Genomic DNA, 19,799 nt, shown 5'->3' on the forward strand with positions numbered 1-19,799 from the left:
ATGGGCGGTCGAGACGAGGGGCCGGCGTGACCCACAGGGAATTGACCGGCGGTGCCGGTCCGGGTCACACCGGGCCTCTCGCTTCGTGACGGGCATTCCGTCCGTCACGCAGATGATTCGGTGCGGTCCCCGCTGTGGATTGGATGGGGGTCGGGATTTCTCGGCGGGATGGGCGCGGCGGGCCTGCACCGGGGTGCGCGCGGGCACGCCCGGGGCCGGTTCTGTCCACCATGAGTGAACAGGGTCGAGGGATCAGCCGACGTCTCGTAGACTTGGTCTCGCCGGGCCGCAGCAAGCCCCGGGCTCCAAAATTCGCCGCTTCGAGCGGCCTCGCGCCGAGAGGCGCTTCTGCGGCCCGGTCTTTTCATGCCCGGACGCCGTCGCGTCCGGGTTTTCTGCTGCGCGGTCCTGGCCGTGCGCGGCATCGCGCTGCTGCGCATCCTGGCCTGGAGGCCCGGTGCGGGTCCGCCCCGCCGCTCGCTCAGTCCAGGCTGTCGCGGCGCCAGAGCGCCGCCGCCTCGGTCAGGTCGGCAGCCAGCTCCGTCAGGCGGAGCGCCCGCGTCGTGAGTTCGCTCGCGCGCTCGGACGCCACCAGGTCGGACTCGTCCGCCACGGCTGTCGCGCCGGCGGCGGTCAGTCGGCAGAACGACGCCCCGCGGTCGAGCGCCACCGCGAGGTCGCCCGTGTACAGCCCGTGCAGGATGCGGTCGGCGAGCGTCAGGATCTCGGCCGGGCCCGTCGGCTCCTCGGCACCCGCGACCGCCTGGTCGATCGTGCCGATCTGCGCCGTGCCCCGCTCGAACAGGTACGCGATCTCCTCCGGGTTCTGCCGGATGACGATGCGCACCAGGTACACCCGCCAGAGCGCCCCCGGCAGGGTGTGCGCCCCGACCCGCGCCCACAGCTCCGCGATGGCGTCGATGCCGTGCACGTCGGTGTAGGTGACGAGCCGCTCGACCACGGCCGGGTCCGGGTCCTCGCGCACGCGGTGCAGCAGGGCGTTCGCGGTCTCGTGCGCGACACGGTTCACGAGCGCCGGGTCCTCACCGCCCTGGATGGCGGCGAACTCGGCGTCGGTGAAGTGGACGGGACGGTGGTGATCGCGAGGCACCGCAGCAGTGTAGGCGCGGCCGGTGACACGCCCGCGTCCCGTTCGCCCAGAACGCAACAGCTGCGCCACGCGTACCGTGTTCCGGCAGGGAGGCGCTCCTCCCTGCACGTGAAGGAGAGGATCTTCCATGAACGCCCTGCTCATCATCCTGGCTGTGATCGCAGTCATCCTGCTGTTCGTCGGCGGGTTCGCTGCGAGCCTCAAGTTCCTGCTCTGGGTGGGCATCGTGCTGCTGGTCATCGCGGTCATCGCGTGGCTGCTGCGCTCGCTCACCGGACGTCGGGGCTGACCCGGACCGACGGTTCCGTCCCGGAGGCCCTCACCCGCTAGCCTTGCGGGTGAGGGCCTCTAGCTCAGTTGGTAGAGCACCGGACTTTTAATCCGAGGGTCGTGGGTTCGAGCCCCACGGGGCCCACACCTTCCTGAACGCCGGCTTTTCATCCGAGGGTCGTGGGTTCGAGCCCCACGGGGCCCACCCACGAGCTCCTGTCTAGAATGTCCTCGATGGGCCGACGATCGCAGCGCGAGCGGCCGGGCACCCCCACCGGCCCGGCGACGATGCGCCGACGCCGCCGGAAGCTGGTGCCGGCACTCGCCCTCGGCGCGATGGCACTCGGGGTCTCCGGACTCCTGCTGATCCTGCCGAGCGTCTCGAGTGCCTGCCAGCCGGTGTCCTCGTCGACCTCGGCCTCGGCCGTCGCTGCCCCCGGCGTCTCGGCCGATCGCGTCGCTGCGGCGATCGAGCCCGGGTCACGCGTCCTGATCGTGGGTGACTCGTACACCTCGGGTCGGGGCTCGGCCAGCGGACTTCGCGGCTGGGCACAGGACCTCAGCGAGGACCGTGGGTGGACGGCCAAGATCGACGGGTACCCGGGCACGGGCTACGTCGACACCGGTCGGACCGGTTCGTCGCACTACACGTACGGGCCACGCCTCGAGCGGCACGCCTCGTTCGACCCCCAGCTCGTGATCGTGCAGGGCAGCCAGAACGACTGGCTCGTCGACTCGGACACCCTCCGCGCCACGGTGGAGCGGACCCTCCGCACGGCGCAGCAGACCTGGCCGGACGCCGTCGTCGTCGCGCTCGGCCCGTCAGCACCGCTGCCGTGGGCGAACTCGACCGTCGGCGTTGCCGCGTCGGTCTCCGCGGGTGCCGCCGCCGCCGGTGTGCCGTACATCGACGCCCTCGCCGGCAGGTGGTTCACGTCGAGCAACAGCCCGGGGTACTCCGCCGTCGACGGCGGACACCCGAACGACGCCGGCTACCAGTACCTGGCGGACCGCGTCAGCGAGTCCCTCGACGCCCTCGGCGCACCCGTCGGCAGCGCCCGCTGCGTCTGAGCGACGCCATCTGCTCCTGAACGGGGTACAACCCGTCCCCAGCCGGCTCATGGGAGATCCCCTGCCCACCACAGCCCGCCCTCAGCGGATTGTTGGGCTGCCGCCGATAGTGTCGTTCCCGGATCCGATCACCGGATCCTGCAGCACAGCACCACCACGAACGAACGGGGTACACCGTGATCGAGCCCATCGAAGCCACGCAGACCAGCACCACCGGTGACGCGCGCCGCATCGTCGAGCTCGCAGCAGCGACCAACACGACGATGAGCAACGAGCTCCTGCTCGACACGCTCCGCCGCAACGCCCAGGTCACGACCCGCCACATCCGCAAGGACTTCATCGAGGTCGCGACGGCCACCGCCGTGCTCGGCTACGTCTGCCGGCAGCGCAAGGACTTCATCGCGCTCCGTGGCGACGACCCGGCGTGGGCGCACGAGGTCGGCCGGTACGCGACCGAGTCCCTCGCGGTCGAAGCACTCCGGATGCGCCGCGGCTGACGCCCGGCGTCCGACACGAACACCGAAGGCCCCGCCGGACACCCGGCGGGGCCTTCCTCGTGTCGGCGGTGCACGCCGACCGGAGTCCTCAGGACCAGACGCGGCGGATCCCCCACGAACCGGTCCAAATCTCGTCCGGCTCGAGCCAGCGCAGGCCCTCGCCCGAGTTCAGGGCGTTCGCGGGTGCCGTCATCGGTTCGACCGCGACGGCGAGGCCCTTCCCGTCGCCCCGCGGGTACTCGCGCGAGGTGAAGACCTGCACGTAGGGGAACGAGGCGTCCTGCCAGAGCTCGACCCCGTCGCCCTCGGGCCCGTGCATCGTCGTCCGGCGGATCCCGTCGGCGTCGGGGGTGACGTCCTTGTAGGCGGTGTCGAGGTCCGAGTCCCCGGCACGTCGCCCCTGGCGCAGGTCGTACGGCGTGCCCTCGACCGGCACCGAACCGTTCGGGACCTTCTGCTCGTCGACGGTGAAGGCGGTCGCGGCGTCGAGCGTGACGACCAGGTCGTCGGCGGGGGTGTCACCGGCACGCAGGTACGGGTGGGCGCCGACGGCGAAGGGTGCGCGGACGCCCGAGCGGTTCGTGACCTCGTGCGTGACACGGATGCCGTCGTCGACGAGTTCGTGCAGCACGCGCGTCTCGAGGGTGAAGGGCCACCCGTGCTGCGGGTGGATCGTCGCTTCCTGCTGGATCGACGTCTCGGTCTGCGAGACCACCCGGTACGGGGCAAACCGGAGCAGTCCGTGCGACGCGTTGCCGTACTTGGGCTCCGAGATGTCGAGCTGCTGCCGCTTCCCGTCGAGCTCCCACACACCACCGGCCACGCGGTTCGGCCAGGGCGCCAGGACGATGCCGTTCGCCCCCGGCGGCTGCTCGGTCACGGGGAACGGCTCGGTGATGTCGAAGCCGGCGACGCGGAGTTCGCGGATGCCCGCGGCGACCTCGGTGACCACGGCTTCGACGACCCCGTCGGGTCCGGCGTGGTGGAGGCGGTACTGGCCACCCGTGGGTGCTGCGGTCATGGGGTGTTCGTCCTTCCGGCTGGTTTGGTGTGCTGCTCGCCGTCGGCGACGACCACCTGAGCCCCGGCAGCCCGGATCGTGGCGACCGCGGCGGCGTCGGCCTCGGCGGTGACGACGACGTCGATGTCCTCGAGCGCACGGACGACCCCGATGTGGGCCCGGCCGAACTTCGACCCGTCCGCGACCACGACCGTACGCCGGGCCGTCGCCGCGAGCATCCGCTTGGCCTCGGTCTCGGGCAGGTTCACGTTCGTCAGGCCGTGGTCGACGTCGAGTCCGGTCCCGCCGAGGAACACGAGGTCCGCGGCGATCATCGGCAGGACCGCGCCGTTGAAGGGGGCGACGAGCGAGTGCTGCAGGGGCCGGAGGGTGCCGCCTGTGACGATCACGGTGAAGCGCGGAACAGCTCGCTCGAGCGCGAGCGCCGTGGTGAGGGAGTTCGTGACGACCGTGACGCCGGTGAGCTCGGTGCGCGCCACGAGGGCTTCGGCGACGGCGGCCGGCGTGGTGCCGACGTCGAGGACGACGCACTCCCCCGGGCGGACCAGCGCAGCGGCCGCACGGCCGATGGCGGCCTTGGCCACCTGGTGCTCGACGGCGGTCTCCTCGAAGGGGCGCTCGGTGGACCCGGCCCCGAGGCGGACCGCGCCTCCGTGCACCCGCCGGATCCGGGCCTCCTGGTCGAGGACGGCGAGGTCCTGGCGGACCGTCACCTCGCTGGTGCCGAGGGACGCGGCCAACGCGGCCGTCCGGACCATGCCGGGGGCGCCGTCGACGATCGCGACGATGCGGTCCTGCCGCAGGGGCGCGGGCAGCGCGCCGGCGAGGAAGGAGAGGTCGGCGTCCGTCATGTGGACAGTTTCGCTTGCTTCCGATGTCTTTCGCAACGCTTCGGATCGGCGCTAGGCTGTTCCGGTGATCACCAAGCGCGTGACGAAGCTCGCGGACGGCCGCGACCTCTTCTACTTCGACGACGCCGACTCGACGCTGCCCGCAGAACGCAGCATCGACGAGCGCGTGCTCGACCCGCGGCCCGAGACGGCGCGGATGCGGCAGGACGTCCTGACGGGCGAGTGGGTTTCGATCGCGGCGTCCCGGCAGAACCGGGTGTTCCTGCCGCCGGCCGACCAGGATCCGCTCGCACCCCAGAGCCCGGCCAACCCGTCCGAGATCCCGAGCCGCTACGACGTCGCCGTGTTCGAGAACCGATCGCCGTCGTTCGGCCCGCTGCTCGAAGCCGACGACGCCCCCGAGTCGCTCGAGTCCCTGAGCGACGTCGGCCTGAACCGCCAGCTCCGCTCGGTCGGCCGGTGCGAGGTCGTGTGCTTCTCACCCGAGACCTCCGGGTCCTTCGCCTCCATCTCCGAGTCGCGTGCCCGCACCGTCGTCGAAGCCTGGGCCGACCGTACCGCCGCACTCTCCGCGATGCCGGGCATCCAGCAGGTGTTCCCCTTCGAGAACCGGGGCGAGGCGATCGGTGTCACGCTGCACCACCCGCACGGGCAGATCTACTCGTACCCGTACATCACGCCGCGCACCCAGCGCCTGCTCGCGAGCATCGAACGGTTCGGTCCGGACCTGTTCGAGCAGCACCTCGCGAACGAGCGGGGTTCCGAGCGGGTCGTCCTCGCTGGCGAGCACTTCACCGCCTTCGTCCCGTTCGCCGCGCGCTGGCCCATCGAGATCCACATGCTGCCGCACCGCCACGTCCCCGACTTCGCGGGCCTGACCGACGCCGAGAAGGACGAGCTGGCCCACATGCACCTCCGGCTCACCCGCGGGCTCGATGCGCTCTACGGCGACCCGACGCCGTACATCGCCGCGTGGCACCAGGCACCGGTGCACACCGCCCGCGACACCGTGCGGCTGATGCTGCAGATCACCTCGCCGCGACGTGCGGCGGACAAGTTGAAGTTCCTGGCCGGCAGCGAAGCCGCCATGGGCGCCTGGATCGGGGACCTCGTGCCCGAGAAGGCGGCCGAGTTCATCCGACAGGGAGTCGAGCGCGCATGACGTTCCAGCAGGTCTACGGGTACGAGCCGACGGTGCGGTACTCCGCCCCGGGTCGCGTCAACCTGATCGGTGAGCACACCGACTACAACGACGGCTACGTGCTGCCCTTCGCGATCGACCGTCGCACCACCGCCTCCATCGCGCAGCGCGACGACCGGACGATCCGCGTCGCCTCCGCCTTCGACGCCTCGAGCGAGCCGGTGGCGCTGTCCCTCGACGACCTGTCGCCCGAGGCCATGGACGGCTGGTCGGCCTACGTCTTCGGGATCGCCTGGGCCCTGCGCGAGCAGGCCGGTGCCGATCTGGACGACAAGACCGGGTTCGACGTCTTCATCGAGTCCGACGTGCCGGTCGGTGCGGGCCTGTCGTCCAGTGCGGCGATCGAGTGCGGTGTCGCGCTGGCCTTCAACGACCTGTGGGAACTCGGCCTCGACCGGAAGACCCTGGCGCGGGTCGGGCAGTACTCGGAGAACCACGCCGTCGGTGCCCCCACCGGGATCATGGACCAGTCCGCCTCGCTGCTCGGCGAGCAGGACGCCGTCGTGTTCCTCGACTGCCGCACGCTCGACACCGCCGTCGTCGACCTGGCGCTCGAGGCGAACGGGCTCGAGGTCCTGGTGATCGACACACGCGTCGAGCACGCCCACGCGACCGGTGGCTACGCGGCTCGTCGGGCCTCGTGCGAGAAGGGTGCGCGGGTGCTCGGGGTCGAGGCCCTGCGTGACGTCAGCGTCGAGGACCTCCCTCGGGCGCAGGAGCTCCTGGACGACGAGACCTTCCGCCGCGTTCGGCACATCGTGACCGAGGACCAGCGCGTCCTCGACACCGTCCGCACGCTGCGCGAACAGGGCCCCCGGGCGATCGGTTCGCTGCTCGTCGCGTCGCACGAGTCGATGCGGGACGACTTCGAGATCTCCGTGCCGGAGCTCGACCTGGCCGTGGCGACCGCCGTCGAGCAGGGTGCCGTCGGTGCGCGCATGACCGGTGGTGGGTTCGGCGGTGCGGCGATCGCGCTGGTCGACCAGGAGTCACGCGGGGCGATCACCGCCGCCGTCACCGCCGCCTTCGCCGACGCCGGGTTCCGCGAGCCGAACGTGTTCACGGTGCACGCCGCGCAGGGCGCCCGGCGCGACTGACGGCTGCGGCGGGCTCGGCCGCTCGGCCGCTCGGCCGCTCGGCCGCTCCGCCGCTCGGCCGCTCGGCCGCTCGGCCGCTCGGCCGCTCGACGTTTCGCGCTCAGCGACAGGTCACGCGGCGACCAGCCCGTGGACTGTCGCGCAGCGCGAAAGAACGGCAGCACCCCGACAGCCCCGACCGCAGCGCGCCCCCGCCTGCTCAGCCGAGGGAGTCCGCGTACCGGACGTGCTCCACGACGTTCCCGAGCACGAACGGGTGCGTCCGACCGTGCTCCACGGCCCACTCCACCCACGCGGTCTGCGCCGGCATGAGCAACCACACCAGGGCGGTGGTCCCGAGCACGGCGGCCAGGGTCAGGCCCATCACGGTGTGCTCGTCGAACCGGGCTGCACCTCGGCGGGCGATCGCGACGACGAACCCCGCGACCGCGAACGCCACCGTCGCGAGCGTCCATCCGAACCAGGGGCCCGACGTGAACGTGTACTCCTGGCCGGCGTGCGCGAGTGTCATCGACCAGGTCGACCCCGGAGCCTGGAACAGCACGCAGAGCGCCACGATGACGATGAGCCACCGGGCGTCCTTGGTCAGTTGCGACGGCTCGGGCCGGGCTCGCATCACCGGCGTCGTCTGCAGTCGTTCGTCCCCCATGCCGCGACCGTAGCACCGGCTGGGCGCACTTCGTGAGCAGCAATGGTCGGGTGCGATGACGCCACCCGACCATTGCTGCACACCATCGGCGCGCGACCGCGACCGCCCGCGCTACGACAGCTGGCGCTCGGCGGCCTCGACGACGTTCTTCATGAGCATCGCGCGGGTCATCGGCCCGACACCACCGGGGGTCGGCGACAGGAAGCCCGCGACCGACGCGACGGCGGGGTCGACGTCGCCGTGCAGCTTCGCCTTGCCGGTCTCCTCGTTGACCACGCGGGTGATCCCCACGTCGATGACGGCGGCACCGGGCTGCACCCAGTCGGGCTTGACGAGCCCGGCGACCCCGGCCGCGGCGACGATGATGTCGGCGCGACGGCACTCCGCGGCGACGTCGGCGGTCAGCGAGTGCGTCAGGGTCGCGGTCGCCTCGAGCCGCGTGAGGAGCAGGCCGAGCGGTCGTCCGACGGTCAGCCCCTGCCCGATGATCGTGACGTGTGCGCCGCGGATGGGGATCTCGTACGCGTCGAGCATCGCGACGATGCCCCGCGGGGTGCACGGCAGCGGTGCGTCGATCGTGCCGGCACCACCGGGTACGGCGAGCACGAGCTCGCCGAGGTTCGTCGGGTGCAGCCCGTCGGCGTCCTTCGACGGGTCCATCAGCTCGAGCATCGGCGTCGGGTCGATGCCCTGCGGCAGCGGGAGCTGCACGATGAACGCGGTGACCCGGGGGTCGTCGTTCATCTGCAGGATCGCGGCCCGGATGTCGGCAGCGGACGCCGTCTCGGGCAGGTCGATGCGGTGCGAGTCGAGCCCGATCGACGCCGAGTCGCGGTGCTTGCCCGCGACGTAGGACATCGAGCCGGGGTTCGAGCCGACCATGATCGTGCCGAGACCCGGACGGATGCCGTGCTCGTGCAGGCGGTCGATCCGGCCCCGGAGTTCGTTGAGCGTCCGGGCGGCGAGGGCGGTGCCGTCGATGCGGACGGCACTGCCCGCACCGGCCCAGAGCTCGCGCGGGAGCGCCGCGCTGACCGAACCGCTCACGCGTAGAGCGGGAACGCGTCGGTCAGGACCTTCACGCGGGCCGAGAGCGCCGCGACGTCCGGGTTCGGCATGAGGGTCAGCGCGATGATGTCGGCCACCTCGGTGAACTCGGCGTCGCCGAAGCCGCGGGTCGCCAGCGCCGAGGTGCCGATGCGGACACCCGAGGTGACCATCGGCGGGCGCGGGTCGAACGGCACGGAGTTGCGGTTCACGGTGATGCCGACCTCGTGCAGCAGGTCTTCGGCCTGCTTGCCGTCGACCTCGGACGCGCGCAGGTCGACGAGCACCAGGTGCACGTCGGTGCCGCCGGTGAGCACGTCGATGCCCGCGGCCTTGGCGTCGTCAGCGGTCAGGCGGGCGGCGAGGGCCTGGGCGCCACGGATCGTGCGCTCCTGACGGTCCTTGAACTCCGGGGTGCCGGCGAGCAGGAACGCGGTGGCCTTCGCGGCGATCACGTGCATGAGCGGGCCGCCCTGCTGGCCCGGGAAGACCGCGGAGTTCAGCTTCTTGAACAGGGTCTCGTCGTTCGACAGGATGATGCCCGAGCGGGGGCCGCCGAGGGTCTTGTGGACCGTCGACGAGACGACGTGCGCGTGCGGGACCGGGGACGGGTGCAGCCCGGCGGCGACGAGGCCGGCGAAGTGCGCCATGTCGACCCAGAGCTTCGCACCGACCTCGTCCGCGATCTCGCGGAACTTCGCGAAGTCGAGCTGGCGCGGGTAGGCGGACCACCCGGCGATCAGGACCTTCGGCTGGTGCTCGATGGCCTTGGCGCGGATGTCGTCGTAGTCGACCTCGAACGTCTCGGGGTCGACGCCGTACGCCACGGCGTTGTAGATGCGGCCCGAGAAGTTGAGCTTCATGCCGTGGGTCAGGTGACCGCCGTGCGCGAGCTCGAGGCCGAGGATGGTGTCGCCGGCCGAGGCGATGGCGTGCAGGACGGCCGCGTTCGCCGTCGCGCCGGAGTGCGGCTGCACGTTCGCGTACTCGGCGCCGAAGAGCGCCTTGGCACGGTCGATGGCGAGCTGCTCGGCGACGTCGACGTACTCGCAGCCGCCGTAGTAGCGCTTGCCCGGGTAGCCCTCGGCGTACTTGTTGGTGAGCACGGAGCCCTGCGACTCGAGCACGGCGCGCGGCACGAAGTTCTCGGACGCGATCATCTCGAGGGTGTCGCGCTGGCGTCCGAGCTCCTGCTGCAGGACGGCGGCGATCTCGGGGTCGACCTCGGTGAGCGGGGCGTTGAAGGCGGCCCGGGCGGCGGCCTGCTCGGCCACCTCGGCCGAATCGGAGACGAACGGGGGCAGATCGGCAATGGACACGGGACTCCTACGGTGTGCGGACGACCAGCTGGTCGCACTCGGACGGTCGGTCGGTGCAGCCCAGGCGTACGGCCGCGCACCGTGTCTTTGTCGCTCCCCGATGGTGACCCATCCAACGCCAGTCGCGACCTGACGATCGTACCGAGCCACCGCACCCTGTGTCACCCTGGATGCATGACGCTGCTCTCGCCCGACGTGGACGAACGGACCACCACGGACGAACGGACCAGTGCGCGGGCGGACACCCCGTGGGTGACGGTGGTGTGGGACGACCCGGTGAACCTGATGTCGTACGTCACCTACGTCTTCCAGCGGCACTTCGGGTTCTCACGCGAGCAGGCCGAGCGGCTCATGCACCAGGTCAACGACGACGGTCGGGCGATCGTGGCGACGGGCCCGCGTGAGTCGATGGAGGCCCACGTGCAGTCCATGCACGGCTACGGGCTGCAGGCGACCGTCGACAAGGCCCCCGAAGCGTGATCCCGTTCGTCCGCCGCGCCGACGGCGTGCACCTCGGCCTGTCCTCCGGCGAGCGCGACCTGCTCGCCTCGCTCACCGAGCAGCTGCAGCAGGTGCTCGGCGGCGACCTGTCCACCGACCCGCTCAGCGAGCGGATGTTCCCGGATGCCTACCCGGATGACGACGCAGCGAGCGCGGAGTTCCGGAAGTACACACAGTCCGACCTGCTCACGCAGAAGACGACGAACGCCTCGATCGTGCACGACTGGCTGACGGGCACCCGCGATGGTTCGCTCGACGCCGAGGACGAGCAGGCGTGGCTCCGCACCCTCACCGACCTGCGGCTGACGATCGCCGACCGGCTGGGCATCGAGGACGCCGACGACGAGGAGCGCTCCGTCGAGGCCGACGCGGGCGTCGGCCTGCGCGACGTCTACGACTGGCTCGGCTACGTGCAGGAACACCTGGTCGTCACGCTCACGTCGCGCTGACGGCCCACGGCCTGGAGGCCCGGATCACCTCCGGCGCGACGGGTCACCCCAGCAGGTCGTCGCGGTGGGCTCGCGCCCAGTCGGTCAGGCTCCGGGGTGCGGTGCCGGTGATGCGCCGGACGTCGTCGCTCATCACGTCGACACCGTCGAGGCCGCGGCGGACGACCCGGCCGAACTGCTGCCGGAGCCCCTCGGCCTGCCACGCGGGCACGCCGCTCACGCGCAGCACACCGGCGTAGACCCGGCTCGGCAGGTGCAGGGCGCGCACGGGTCGGCCGAGCCCGGTGGCGAGCGCGGCGGCGACACCCCGTGCATCGAGCAGATCCGGCCCGGTGAGCACCGGTTCGGTGCCGTCGTGGCCGTCCTCCGTCAGCACCCGGGCGGCGGTCCGGGCGATGTCCTCGGTGTCGATCCAGCCGATCACCCCGCGGCCCGTGGTGTGCGGGAACCACCCCCGTCGGATCGCCGGGGCCGAGGGCTGCACGTTCGTCATGAACGACGAGGGGTGCAGGATCGTCCACGCCAGCCCGCTCTCGCGCACCAGCCGGTCGATGTGCCAGGCGGCGCTCGCCCACGACATCGGGGAGTGCTCGGCGGCGTCCCCGCCCGACAGCTGCACGATCCGGCCGATCCCTGCGCGCTGCGCCGCACGGACCCCGGTGGTGCCCTGCTCGCGCTGCCGCTGGCTGACCGGCGTCACGAGGAAGAACCGGTGGACCCCTTCGAGCGCCGCGGTGAGCGCGTCCTCGTCGTCCAGGTCGGCCAGGCGGCCGTCGATGCCCCGCGCCCGGAGCGCGTCGACCTGTTCGGGCCGTCGGACCACGGCACGCACCGTCACCCCGGCCGCCCGCAGCAGCTCCGCAGTCTTGCCCCCGACGTCCCCGGTCACGCCGGTGACCGCCACGATCTCGCCCATGTCTGCTCCTCGTCCCGCTGACCCATTCTGGTATCAGTTTCCTGATACCAGAACGTACGCCGGTACGATCGCCCCGTGCCCCACGAACTCCCAGCCCCGCGCGACGACGTCGACGGCATCGTGGCGTGGACGGTGATCCGGGCCGCACGGACGCTCTCCCGCCGGCTCGCGGCCGAGCTGGCGCCGCTCGGGTTGACACCCGTGGAGTTCGGGGCGCTCATCCAGCTCGCGGCGGCGGGCGAGCTCAGCCAGGCCGACCTGGCGCGAGCGGTCGGCGTCCGACCGCAGAGCATGACGACGCTCGTCGGAGGGCTCTCGACGCGGGGACTCGTGGAGCGGGGCGCCGCACCGGGCCGGGGACGGGCCTCCCGGATGCGGCTGACCGACCAGGGCGAGGCGCTGCTGGCACGCGCCCACCCGATCGTCCGGGCGAGCAACGCGTGGTTCGGCGACGGTGCGGAACCGATCTCGGCGACCCTGCTCCCGCTGCTCGAGCCGGACGCGGGCGACGACGGGTCCGCCGTTCCCTGAGCGATATCAGAAGGCAAACTTGCAAGGCGGGCTGGTGACGGACTAGCCTCCGGGCGTGACCGACGCACCGGAGACCGACCCGACCGACCTGGCCGACGCCGTGCTGACGATGCACGGACGACTGCGGCGGTCGTTGCTGGCCTCGAAGTCGGACGACGTCACGGCGTCGCAGACCGCCGCTCTCGGACGCCTGCTGCGGCACGGGCCGGCCACCATCGCCGACCTGGCCCGAGCCGAGGGTGTCCGACCGCAGTCGATGGGCGCGACCGTCCAGGCCCTGGTCGACCTCGGCCTGGCCGAGCGGCAGGCCGACCCGACGGACGGCCGGCGATCGATCGTCAGCGCGACGGCGGCCGGTCGGGACGCGCGCCAGACCGCCTGGGCCGCGCGGAACCGCGAGCTCGCCGAGCGGCTCGCGACCCTGCCCGAGACGGACCGCCGCGTCGTCGCGCGGGCGATGGACCTGCTCGGGCCGATCGTCGATCCCTGACCCGCGCACCCCTCGTCCCATCCTGCAACCGGAAGAAGCGCCCTCACGTCCACCACCACGACCCCCGACACGACCACGGGCAGCGGTTTCGGCCCGAAGCTCCTCATCCCGGTGCTCGTCGGGCCCCTGCTCAACCCGATCAACACCACGATGGTGTCGGTCGCCCTCACCCCGATCTCCCGCGACCTGGGCATCGGTGCGGCGCAGGCGATCTGGCTCGTCGCGGCCCTGTACCTGGCGAGTGCGATCGCGCAGCCCACGATGGGCAAGCTCGCCGACCGGTTCGGCCCGAAGAAGGTGTTCCTGACCGGGCTCGTCATCGTCGGGATCGCCGGGGTGGTGCCCGAGGTGCTGACCGGGTTCGGCGGCGCCGTGTTCGCCCGGGTGCTCATCGGCATCGGGACGTCGTCGGCGTACCCGGCGGCACTCACCACCCTCCGGCAGCACTCCGTCCGGATCGGGAAGCCCACGCCGCCGCTCGTGCTCGGGGCGCTGTCGATCACGTCGCTCGTGTCCGCCGCCGCCGGCCCACCGCTCGGCGGGGCGCTCATCGCCGCGTTCGGCTGGCACGCGATCTTCCTGGTGAACGTGCCGCTCGCGGTGTTCGGCATCGTTGTGGCGACGCTCTGGCTGCCGTCCGACCGGCTGCGTCCGCGCGACGACGCCGACCTGCCGGTGCTGCAGGCGCTCGACCCGCTCGGCATGGTGCTGATGACCGGGACCGTCTCGGCGCTGCTCGTCTTCCTGCTCGACCTGTCCGCCGGGCTGTGGTGGTTGCTCGCCGTGGCGCTCGTGCTGCTCGTCGCCCTGGTGGCGTGGGAGCTGCGGGCCGTGCGACCGTTCGTCGACGTGCGGCTGCTCGCCCGGAACGGCGCGTTGTCCCGCACGTACGGCCGCCTGTTCCTGACGTACCTGCTCGCCTACACGATGACCTACGGGTTCTCGCAGTGGGTGCAGGACGTCGCGGGTTACCCGAGCGACGTCGCCGGGTACATCCAGCTGCCGGCAGCGATCGTCGCCGGGGTGGCCTCGTTCGTGGTCGCACGGAAGACCGCGATCCGCGGGCCGCTCGTCGTCGCCGCGCTGGTGCCGATCCTCGGCGGCGTACTCCTGCTCTTCCTGCACACCGGGTCGCCCGTCGTCCTGCTCGCCCTGACCCCGGCGCTGTTCGGGGTGCCGCAGGCCCTGGCGTCGGTGTCGAACCAGGCGGCGCTCTACCGGCTCGTCCCCGCGGAGTACATCGGCACCGCGGCCGGGCTGTCCCGTACCGCGGTGTACATCGGGGCGATCGCGGCGTCCTCGCTGATCGGCGGTGTGTTCGGCCAGGCCCCGACGACACCGGACCTGCACGTGCTGGCGTGGGTGATCCTCGGCGTCGCGGTGCTCCTGACCGTGCTGACCCTGGCCGACCGGCGCTTGCGGGACGCCGACGCCGGGCGCGCCGCTGCGCCCGCGCCCGGCGCCTGACGCTTCGTGAGCAGGAATGGTCGAGTCGCCGCGACGCACTCGGCCATTCCTGCTCACGAAGCACCTCCCCCGCGGCCGGTACCCTGATCCGGTGACCGACCCGACCCCCACGCACTGGACCCTGACGCTCGTCTGCGACGACCAGCCCGGGATCGTGCACGCCGTCTCCGGAGCGATCGTCGCCGCCCAGGGCAACATCACCGAGTCGCAGCAGTTCTCCAGCGCCGACACGAACACGTTCTTCATGCGCCTGCAGGTGATGGCGCCGGTGGACCGCGCCGCCTTCGAGGCCGCGCTCGCCCCCGTCGCCGCCCGCTACGACGCCCGCGTCCAGCTCGACGTGGTCGGTCGTCCACTGCGCACCCTCGTGCTCGTGTCGAAGGCGGGCCACTGCCTGAACGACCTGCTCTACCGGCAGCGCGGTGGACAGCTGCCGATCGAGGTCCCCCTCGTGCTGTCGAACCACGCGGACCTGTCCGAGCTCGCCGCGTTCTACTCCGTGCCGTTCGAGCACCGCCCGGTCACCGACGCCGAGTCGAAGGAGCAGATGGAGCGGCGTGTGCTGCAGGCGGTGGAGGAGCACGACATCGAGCTCGTCGTCCTCGCCCGCTACATGCAGATCCTGTCGCCCGAGCTCTGCGCCGCACTCGAGGGGCGTGCCGTGAACATCCACCACTCGTTCCTGCCCGGCTTCAAGGGCGCGAACCCGTACCGGCAGGCGCATGCCCGCGGGGTGAAGCTCATCGGTGCGACCGCGCACTTCGTGACGAGCGACCTCGACGAGGGCCCGATCATCGAGCAGAACGTCGTCCGCGTCGACCACACCAAGGAACCGGCCGAGCTGGTGTCCATCGGGCAGGACGAGGAGTCCCGCACGCTCACCCAGGCGGTGCGCTGGATCGCGGAGGACCGCGTCCTGCTCGACGGCGCCCGCACCATCATCTTCAAGTAGGCAGCACCATGACCAACGCCCCGCAGTCCCCCGTCGACTGGGAATCGGTTCCCGACCCGGCCGCCGTCCGGCAGCCGCGACGGCGGTTCGAGGCCTGGATGGTCCTGCGGATCGCCGTGATGGTGTTCGGACTGCTGTCCCTGGCCTTCTGGGGCTACTGGTCGTGGCAGCTCCCGCTCCCCGGCTACCTGTTCATGGTCGGGGCCCCGCTGTTCGCCGCGGTCGTCTGGTACTTCTTCCGGTCACCGCGCTCCCCGATCGAGACCGACATCGTCGGCAAGACCATCGTCGAGGTCGCCCTGGTCGTCGCCGCAGGCGCGACCTGGATCTCCATCGGCCACCCGGTCGTCGGCATCGTCTTCATCGTGATCGCCGCCCTGAGCGGCGTGATCGCGTTCCGCAAGGAGACCGCATGAGCACGACGGGCCTCCAGACCGGCCAGGAGGCCCGGCGCACGCTGGTCCGCGCAGCCCGCGTCGTCGACGCGGCCGGCACCACGGCCGACGGCTGGGTCCTGGTCGTCGGCGACACGATCCACGCGACCGGCTCCGGCCCCGAGGCCCCCGTGGCCGACCGGGTCGTCGACCTGGGCGACGCGGTCCTGACGCCCGGCTTCGTGGACCTGCACGGGCACGGTGGGGCGACCGAGGCGTACGAGGACGACTCGTTCGACCGTTCGCTCGCGATGCACCGTTCGCACGGCACGACCCGCTCCGTCCTGTCGCTCGTCGCGAACCCGGTCCCCGCGCTCGCGGCGTCGCTGGCCCACGTCCGCGCCGTGATGGCGACCGACCCGCTCGTGCTCGGTGTGCACCTGGAGGGGCCGTTCCTGTCCCCGCACAACAAGGGCGCCCACAACGAGTCGTTCCTGATCGATCCGACCCCCGCCGCGGTCGACGCCCTGCTCGAAGCGGGCGAGGGTGTCATCCGCCAGGTCACGATCGCGCCCGAGCTGCCCGGTGCCCTCGACGCCGTCGGTCGGTTCGTCGACGCCGGCGTCACGGTCGCCGTCGGCCACACGGTCGGCACGTACGACCAGGCCCGTGCCGCCTTCGACGCCGGGTCGACGATCCTGACCCACGCCTGCAACGCGATGCCCGGGCTGCACCACCGCGCGCCGGGCCCGATCGGCGCCGCCGTGTCGGACGACCGCGTGACGCTCGAGCTCATCCTGGACGCCGTGCACGTGCACCCGGTCGTGGCGGAGACGCTCTTCCGGGCGACGCCGGGTCGTGTGGCGCTGATCACCGATGCGATGGGTGCCGCCGGCGCTGCGGACGGCTCGTACCGGCTCGGGTCGCTCGACGTCACGGTGACCGACGGTGTCGCGCACGTCGCGGGGACCGAGACCATCGCGGGGTCGACACTGACGCAGGACGTGGCGCTCCGCAACGCGGTCTCGCTCGCCGGGCGGACCCTGCCCGAGGCCGTGGCGGCGCTGACGAGCGTGCCGGCCGGCGCGCTGGGGCTCGGCGACCGTCTGGGTCGGCTGGCGCCGGGTTTCGCCGCCGACCTCGTGGCGCTGTCGCCGTCGCTCGAGGTGCAGCGTGTGTGGGGCGGCGGGCGCGAGCTGCGCTGAAGCGCGCACGGCGCAGAGGGCTCGCTCGGACACGTCACGGCAGGTCGGTCGGGCGGGGGTTGAGGGGCTCACCGAACCGTGGGGCCCGGCCCGGGACGCAGTGGCCGTAGATGGACACGTCCGCATGGGACTCGTACGCCTGGAACAGGACGGCGAAACCGTCCCCTGCCGTCCCACCGAGGTAGCCGTTCGGGTAGCTGACGACGGTGCGCTCGGGCGTCAGCGTTTCGTCGTGCTGCACGCGGGCTCCGTCGTACCCGATCGCAGCGAGCGCCTTCGTGACGCGCTGGGCGACCTGGTCGGGCGTGCCCGGGAGCGGGAGCCTGCGTGCGGCCGAGTACGAGTACTGGGCGGCTTCCTGGTCGCCGGTGCCGCAGATGAACCACGCGGGTTCGTCGTCGCCCCAACCGTCCTGCCCGACGGCCGAGCGCACGGCATCGAAGATGTCCAGGACGTCCTGGTGCGACTGTTCGACGTTCATGGACGTGTCCTTCTGCATCGGGGAGTCCGGGGTGGGGCCGGTGCACCCGGTCAGGAGTGCGGCGACCACCAGGGTCCCGGCGAGTGCGGCGCGCCGCGGTTCAGAGCGTCGGATCACCGGTGCCCCCGGTCTGCCAGCCGTACATGAGCCAGTCGTCCTTGGTCTGCTGCCGCATCCGGTCGAAGGGGCCGCCCCGCTCGGGGATCTCGTCTCCGAGTCCCATCGCCGCTCGTGCAGCGTTGTGCTGGGCGGTGGTCCCGTTGTCGAAGTAGGAGTACCGGCCGTCGTCGTCATCGCCGCCGAACGGCCCGTGGCGGGTGACGCCGTGCAGGGTGCCCGACCCACGACCCTCGGTCTCGGAGCTGAACGCGTGCGCGTCCCACGCGGACTCGGTCGGGTCACGCCGACCGGACAGGTTCTGCCCGGTGACGGCCCAGCCGTCCTTCGCGCCCTGGCTGGCGAAGACCTGCCCCTCGGGCACGTGCAGCGCGGACGCGTTCGGTACGTCGTCCGTCACGCCGGCCGAGCCGAGCAGCACCACGTGGTCGGCGTGCGTCTTCGTCAGGGCGATCGTCGCCACGGTCGTGCCGTAGGAGTGCCCCATGACGGTCAGGTCGGCGTCCCGCCCGGCGGCCGCTCGTGCCGCGTGGAACCCGTCGAGGTCGGCGACGAGTCGCTCGGCGCCCGCTCGCGCTCGGTCGTCCGCCAGGACGGTCCGGAAGGACGGGTCGTCGGCCATCGGCGGGTGGTAGCCGATCCAGGACAGGACGGCCACGTCGCCCGCGCGGGCACCGGACACCCGAACCTGCGCAGCACGCATGCCGATGGCGATCGCTCCGTAGTCCTGCACCGTGCCGTCCTGGTACGTCGCGGTGTTCATGCCCGGCACAATGACGCTGACGTGCGTGGCACGGTCGAGGTCACCCGCGACGATCTGCGCGAGCGGTGGACGGTCGTCGACGAGTGCCACCAGCGAGACCGGTGTCGTGGTGAGGGTGTCCTGGATGTTCCGGTAGGCGTCGCGCTGCCGTTCCCAGACGAGCAGCTGCTCGCGCGCCACGGCCGCATCGGCCGGGTTCCGGGCCGCGTCGTGCCGCCCTCGCCAGTGGCGGACCTGCTTCCGGGCGTGTGCGAGCCGATCAGCCAACACCGTCGTGTTCGCCCGTGCCCGCGCCCAGGAGGCGACACCGTTCAGGTTGCCGATGACCGCCGGCATCGCCGCGACGAACGCCCGCTGGACCGCGGACGGCACACCGTCGACGCCCGACATCGCCTGCCACCACCCGGCCACCTGCGCAGGGTCGAGTCCGGCGAGCCGCTTGGCGACCCGTGCGTCGTCACCGAGCGCGGCGACGGTCTCCGGGTCGAGGGTGCCGAGCCAGGTGAGGAGCTGCCCGTCGCTCATCGCGGACACGACCGTGGCGGAGACCAGCTTGCCGAGCACCGACCGGTCCTCGAGCGCGGAGGCCGCCGCTCGGTCGGCTGCGGCTCGGCGGGCGACGAGCTCGTCCCACTGCGTCGTCAGCCGAGCGTCCAGCGCTGCCAACCACTCGCCGCTGCGCTCCAGCTGCTGCAGGAGCGCACGGTCCGAATCGACCGCATCCGGTCCGGACGCCACCACGGTGGCATCGCGGATCGCCCGCTGGTTGGCCGCGATGTCGTCCGCGGTGTTCCGCCGGGTCGTCTGCAGGCTCGCGGCGTCGTCCTGGATCTCCCGCACCTGGCGTGCGTAGGTGGCGAGTGCGGCCGACGCCGCGTCCAGCCGCGCCGCGACGCGCTGGGCACTCGCCGGCATCGCCGCCGCCGTCACGAGGAACCGCTGTTGCGCCCGCCCCGCCCAGCCGGACGCCGCGTGCTCCGCGGCGACGAGCACGTGCCGGGCGCCGTCACGGACCGCGTCCGAGTGGTCGTCGTGCCGACGGGCGATCCGCTGGATGCCGTCCGGGTCGCCCGCGACCGGGTCCGCGCTCACCGGACCCGCCGGGCGAGGTCGGCATCCGCACGCAGGACCGCTTCGGCGGCGGCGGTCACGTACTCGCGCAGCGTGTCCGCGTCGTCACCGAGGGAGCGGATCATCGCGTCGTGCGCCCTGGCCGACGCGACGAACGCGGACTCGACAGCCCCCGAGCCGAACGCGCCGCCGTCCGAACCGGACAACGGGCGCTCAGAGCGGAGGTCGGTGACCGCCTGCCCCGCCGCTCGTGCGACCGCCTGCATGGTCGGCAGGTCGACCGTCAGATCCCCCATGGTGCCCCCTCGTGTTCCCCGAGGAGGTCAACATATCACCGCTGAAGTACGG

At 72.1% G+C, this 19,799-nt stretch carries 23 protein-coding genes, 1 tRNA gene and 1 riboswitch; of the genes, 14 read left to right on the forward strand and 10 right to left on the reverse strand.

What is annotated here, in order from left to right; all coding sequences use genetic code 11:
* Nucleotides 1–481 precede the first annotated feature (481 nt).
* A complete protein-coding gene (locus DEJ21_RS09805; RefSeq protein WP_027466634.1) occupies nt 482–1,111 on the reverse strand; it encodes a hypothetical protein in 630 nt (209 codons plus the stop codon).
* A gap of 127 nt (nt 1,112–1,238) precedes the next feature.
* On the opposite strand from DEJ21_RS09805, the gene DEJ21_RS17980 reads away from it, so the two are divergent.
* The 4 genes from DEJ21_RS17980 to DEJ21_RS09820 all read left to right on the forward strand — a co-directional run bounded on the left by DEJ21_RS17980 (nt 1,239) and on the right by DEJ21_RS09820 (nt 2,949).
* On the forward strand, nt 1,239–1,400 hold the full coding sequence (locus tag DEJ21_RS17980) for a DUF2207 domain-containing protein (protein WP_138801981.1): 162 nt from the start codon (nt 1,239–1,241) through the stop codon (nt 1,398–1,400).
* A gap of 53 nt (nt 1,401–1,453) precedes the next feature.
* Nucleotides 1,454–1,526 (forward strand) — tRNA-Lys (locus tag DEJ21_RS09810).
* Between the two features lie 89 nt (nt 1,527–1,615).
* On the forward strand, nt 1,616–2,452 hold the full coding sequence (locus tag DEJ21_RS09815) for an SGNH/GDSL hydrolase family protein (protein ID WP_181435842.1): 837 nt from the start codon (nt 1,616–1,618) through the stop codon (nt 2,450–2,452).
* A gap of 176 nt (nt 2,453–2,628) precedes the next feature.
* Nucleotides 2,629–2,949, forward strand: a complete 321-nt coding sequence (locus tag DEJ21_RS09820) for a hypothetical protein (RefSeq protein WP_027466636.1) — start codon at nt 2,629–2,631, stop codon at nt 2,947–2,949.
* Between the two features lie 88 nt (nt 2,950–3,037).
* Here the strand turns inward: DEJ21_RS09820 and DEJ21_RS09825 are convergent, their stop codons facing one another.
* Both DEJ21_RS09825 and DEJ21_RS09830 read right to left on the reverse strand, forming a co-directional pair.
* Nucleotides 3,038–3,970, reverse strand: a complete 933-nt coding sequence (locus DEJ21_RS09825; RefSeq protein WP_111224453.1) for an aldose 1-epimerase family protein — start codon at nt 3,968–3,970, stop codon at nt 3,038–3,040.
* On the reverse strand, nt 3,967–4,821 hold the full coding sequence (locus DEJ21_RS09830; protein WP_111224454.1) for a DeoR/GlpR family DNA-binding transcription regulator: 855 nt from the start codon (nt 4,819–4,821) through the stop codon (nt 3,967–3,969). Before DEJ21_RS09830 ends, DEJ21_RS09825 begins: the two co-directional genes overlap by 4 nt.
* Before the next feature lie 64 nt (nt 4,822–4,885).
* Between DEJ21_RS09830 and galT the strand changes: the two genes are divergently transcribed.
* Together galT and galK are read left to right on the forward strand one after the other, a co-directional pair.
* Nucleotides 4,886–5,983 (forward strand): galactose-1-phosphate uridylyltransferase, encoded by a 1,098-nt coding sequence (galT, locus tag DEJ21_RS09835; RefSeq protein ID WP_027466639.1) that lies wholly within the window; start codon nt 4,886–4,888, stop codon nt 5,981–5,983.
* Nucleotides 5,980–7,119 carry a galactokinase gene (galK, locus tag DEJ21_RS09840; protein WP_111224455.1) on the forward strand — a complete coding sequence of 380 codons (1,140 nt, stop codon included), beginning with the start codon at nt 5,980–5,982 and terminating at the stop codon, nt 7,117–7,119. Before galT ends, galK begins: the two co-directional genes overlap by 4 nt.
* A gap of 199 nt (nt 7,120–7,318) precedes the next feature.
* Here the strand turns inward: galK and DEJ21_RS09845 are convergent, their stop codons facing one another.
* The 3 genes from DEJ21_RS09845 to glyA form a co-directional block, all read right to left on the reverse strand.
* Nucleotides 7,319–7,768, reverse strand: coding sequence for a hypothetical protein (locus DEJ21_RS09845; RefSeq protein ID WP_111224456.1), 450 nt, complete (start codon nt 7,766–7,768; stop codon nt 7,319–7,321).
* A gap of 111 nt (nt 7,769–7,879) precedes the next feature.
* Nucleotides 7,880–8,815: a tetrahydrofolate dehydrogenase/cyclohydrolase catalytic domain-containing protein gene (locus DEJ21_RS09850; protein ID WP_111224457.1), complete on the reverse strand. Its 936-nt coding sequence runs from the start codon at nt 8,813–8,815 to the stop codon at nt 7,880–7,882.
* On the reverse strand, nt 8,812–10,089 hold the full coding sequence (glyA, locus tag DEJ21_RS09855; protein WP_017888107.1) for a serine hydroxymethyltransferase: 1,278 nt from the start codon (nt 10,087–10,089) through the stop codon (nt 8,812–8,814). The genes DEJ21_RS09850 and glyA overlap by 4 nt, the downstream gene beginning before the upstream one ends.
* A 96-nt stretch (nt 10,090–10,185) precedes the next feature.
* Nucleotides 10,186–10,270, reverse strand: a riboswitch (ZMP/ZTP riboswitch).
* 38 nt (nt 10,271–10,308) lie between these two features.
* Between glyA and clpS the strand changes: the two genes are divergently transcribed.
* Both clpS and DEJ21_RS09865 read left to right on the forward strand, forming a co-directional pair.
* Nucleotides 10,309–10,614 (forward strand): ATP-dependent Clp protease adapter ClpS, encoded by a 306-nt coding sequence (gene clpS, locus DEJ21_RS09860; RefSeq protein ID WP_071404706.1) that lies wholly within the window; start codon nt 10,309–10,311, stop codon nt 10,612–10,614.
* On the forward strand, nt 10,611–11,084 hold the full coding sequence (locus tag DEJ21_RS09865) for a DUF2017 family protein (protein ID WP_111224458.1): 474 nt from the start codon (nt 10,611–10,613) through the stop codon (nt 11,082–11,084). Before clpS ends, DEJ21_RS09865 begins: the two co-directional genes overlap by 4 nt.
* A gap of 43 nt (nt 11,085–11,127) precedes the next feature.
* Here the strand turns inward: DEJ21_RS09865 and DEJ21_RS09870 are convergent, their stop codons facing one another.
* Nucleotides 11,128–12,000, reverse strand: a complete 873-nt coding sequence (locus DEJ21_RS09870; RefSeq protein WP_111224459.1) for an NAD(P)H-binding protein — start codon at nt 11,998–12,000, stop codon at nt 11,128–11,130.
* A gap of 75 nt (nt 12,001–12,075) precedes the next feature.
* On the opposite strand from DEJ21_RS09870, the gene DEJ21_RS09875 reads away from it, so the two are divergent.
* From DEJ21_RS09875 to nagA, 6 genes are all read left to right on the forward strand, one after another.
* Nucleotides 12,076–12,531: a MarR family winged helix-turn-helix transcriptional regulator gene (locus DEJ21_RS09875; RefSeq protein ID WP_111224460.1), complete on the forward strand. Its 456-nt coding sequence runs from the start codon at nt 12,076–12,078 to the stop codon at nt 12,529–12,531.
* Nucleotides 12,532–12,586: 55 nt separating this feature from the next.
* The gene (locus tag DEJ21_RS09880; RefSeq protein ID WP_204166160.1) at nt 12,587–13,021 is read left to right on the forward strand and encodes a MarR family winged helix-turn-helix transcriptional regulator; all 435 of its coding nucleotides are present in this window, start codon (nt 12,587–12,589) and stop codon (nt 13,019–13,021) included.
* Between the two features lie 111 nt (nt 13,022–13,132).
* Entirely contained in the window at nt 13,133–14,488 is a 1,356-nt protein-coding gene (locus DEJ21_RS09885) for an MFS transporter (protein ID WP_220036568.1), read from the forward strand.
* Nucleotides 14,489–14,579: 91 nt separating this feature from the next.
* On the forward strand, nt 14,580–15,440 hold the full coding sequence (gene purU, locus DEJ21_RS09890; protein ID WP_110861849.1) for a formyltetrahydrofolate deformylase: 861 nt from the start codon (nt 14,580–14,582) through the stop codon (nt 15,438–15,440).
* Nucleotides 15,441–15,448: 8 nt separating this feature from the next.
* The gene (locus DEJ21_RS09895; protein WP_110861851.1) at nt 15,449–15,856 is read left to right on the forward strand and encodes a YrdB family protein; all 408 of its coding nucleotides are present in this window, start codon (nt 15,449–15,451) and stop codon (nt 15,854–15,856) included.
* The gene (gene nagA / locus DEJ21_RS09900) at nt 15,853–17,019 is read left to right on the forward strand and encodes an N-acetylglucosamine-6-phosphate deacetylase (RefSeq protein ID WP_111224461.1); all 1,167 of its coding nucleotides are present in this window, start codon (nt 15,853–15,855) and stop codon (nt 17,017–17,019) included. The genes DEJ21_RS09895 and nagA overlap by 4 nt, the downstream gene beginning before the upstream one ends.
* A 34-nt stretch (nt 17,020–17,053) precedes the next feature.
* Here nagA and DEJ21_RS09905 read toward each other — a convergent pair whose 3' ends face one another.
* The 3 genes from DEJ21_RS09905 to DEJ21_RS09915 form a co-directional block, all read right to left on the reverse strand.
* Complete coding sequence (locus DEJ21_RS09905; protein ID WP_246552451.1) at nt 17,054–17,500, reverse strand: hypothetical protein; 447 nt, start codon at nt 17,498–17,500, stop codon at nt 17,054–17,056.
* Nucleotides 17,501–17,600: 100 nt separating this feature from the next.
* Nucleotides 17,601–19,472: an alpha/beta hydrolase gene (locus DEJ21_RS09910; protein WP_111224462.1), complete on the reverse strand. Its 1,872-nt coding sequence runs from the start codon at nt 19,470–19,472 to the stop codon at nt 17,601–17,603.
* Nucleotides 19,469–19,747, reverse strand: coding sequence for a hypothetical protein (locus DEJ21_RS09915; RefSeq protein ID WP_111029039.1), 279 nt, complete (start codon nt 19,745–19,747; stop codon nt 19,469–19,471). The genes DEJ21_RS09910 and DEJ21_RS09915 overlap by 4 nt, the downstream gene beginning before the upstream one ends.
* Nucleotides 19,748–19,799 lie beyond the last annotated feature (52 nt).

Origin of the sequence: Curtobacterium sp. MCSS17_006, from assembly GCF_003234215.1 — a bacterium.
In the GTDB taxonomy this organism is placed as follows: domain Bacteria; phylum Actinomycetota; class Actinomycetes; order Actinomycetales; family Microbacteriaceae; genus Curtobacterium; species Curtobacterium flaccumfaciens.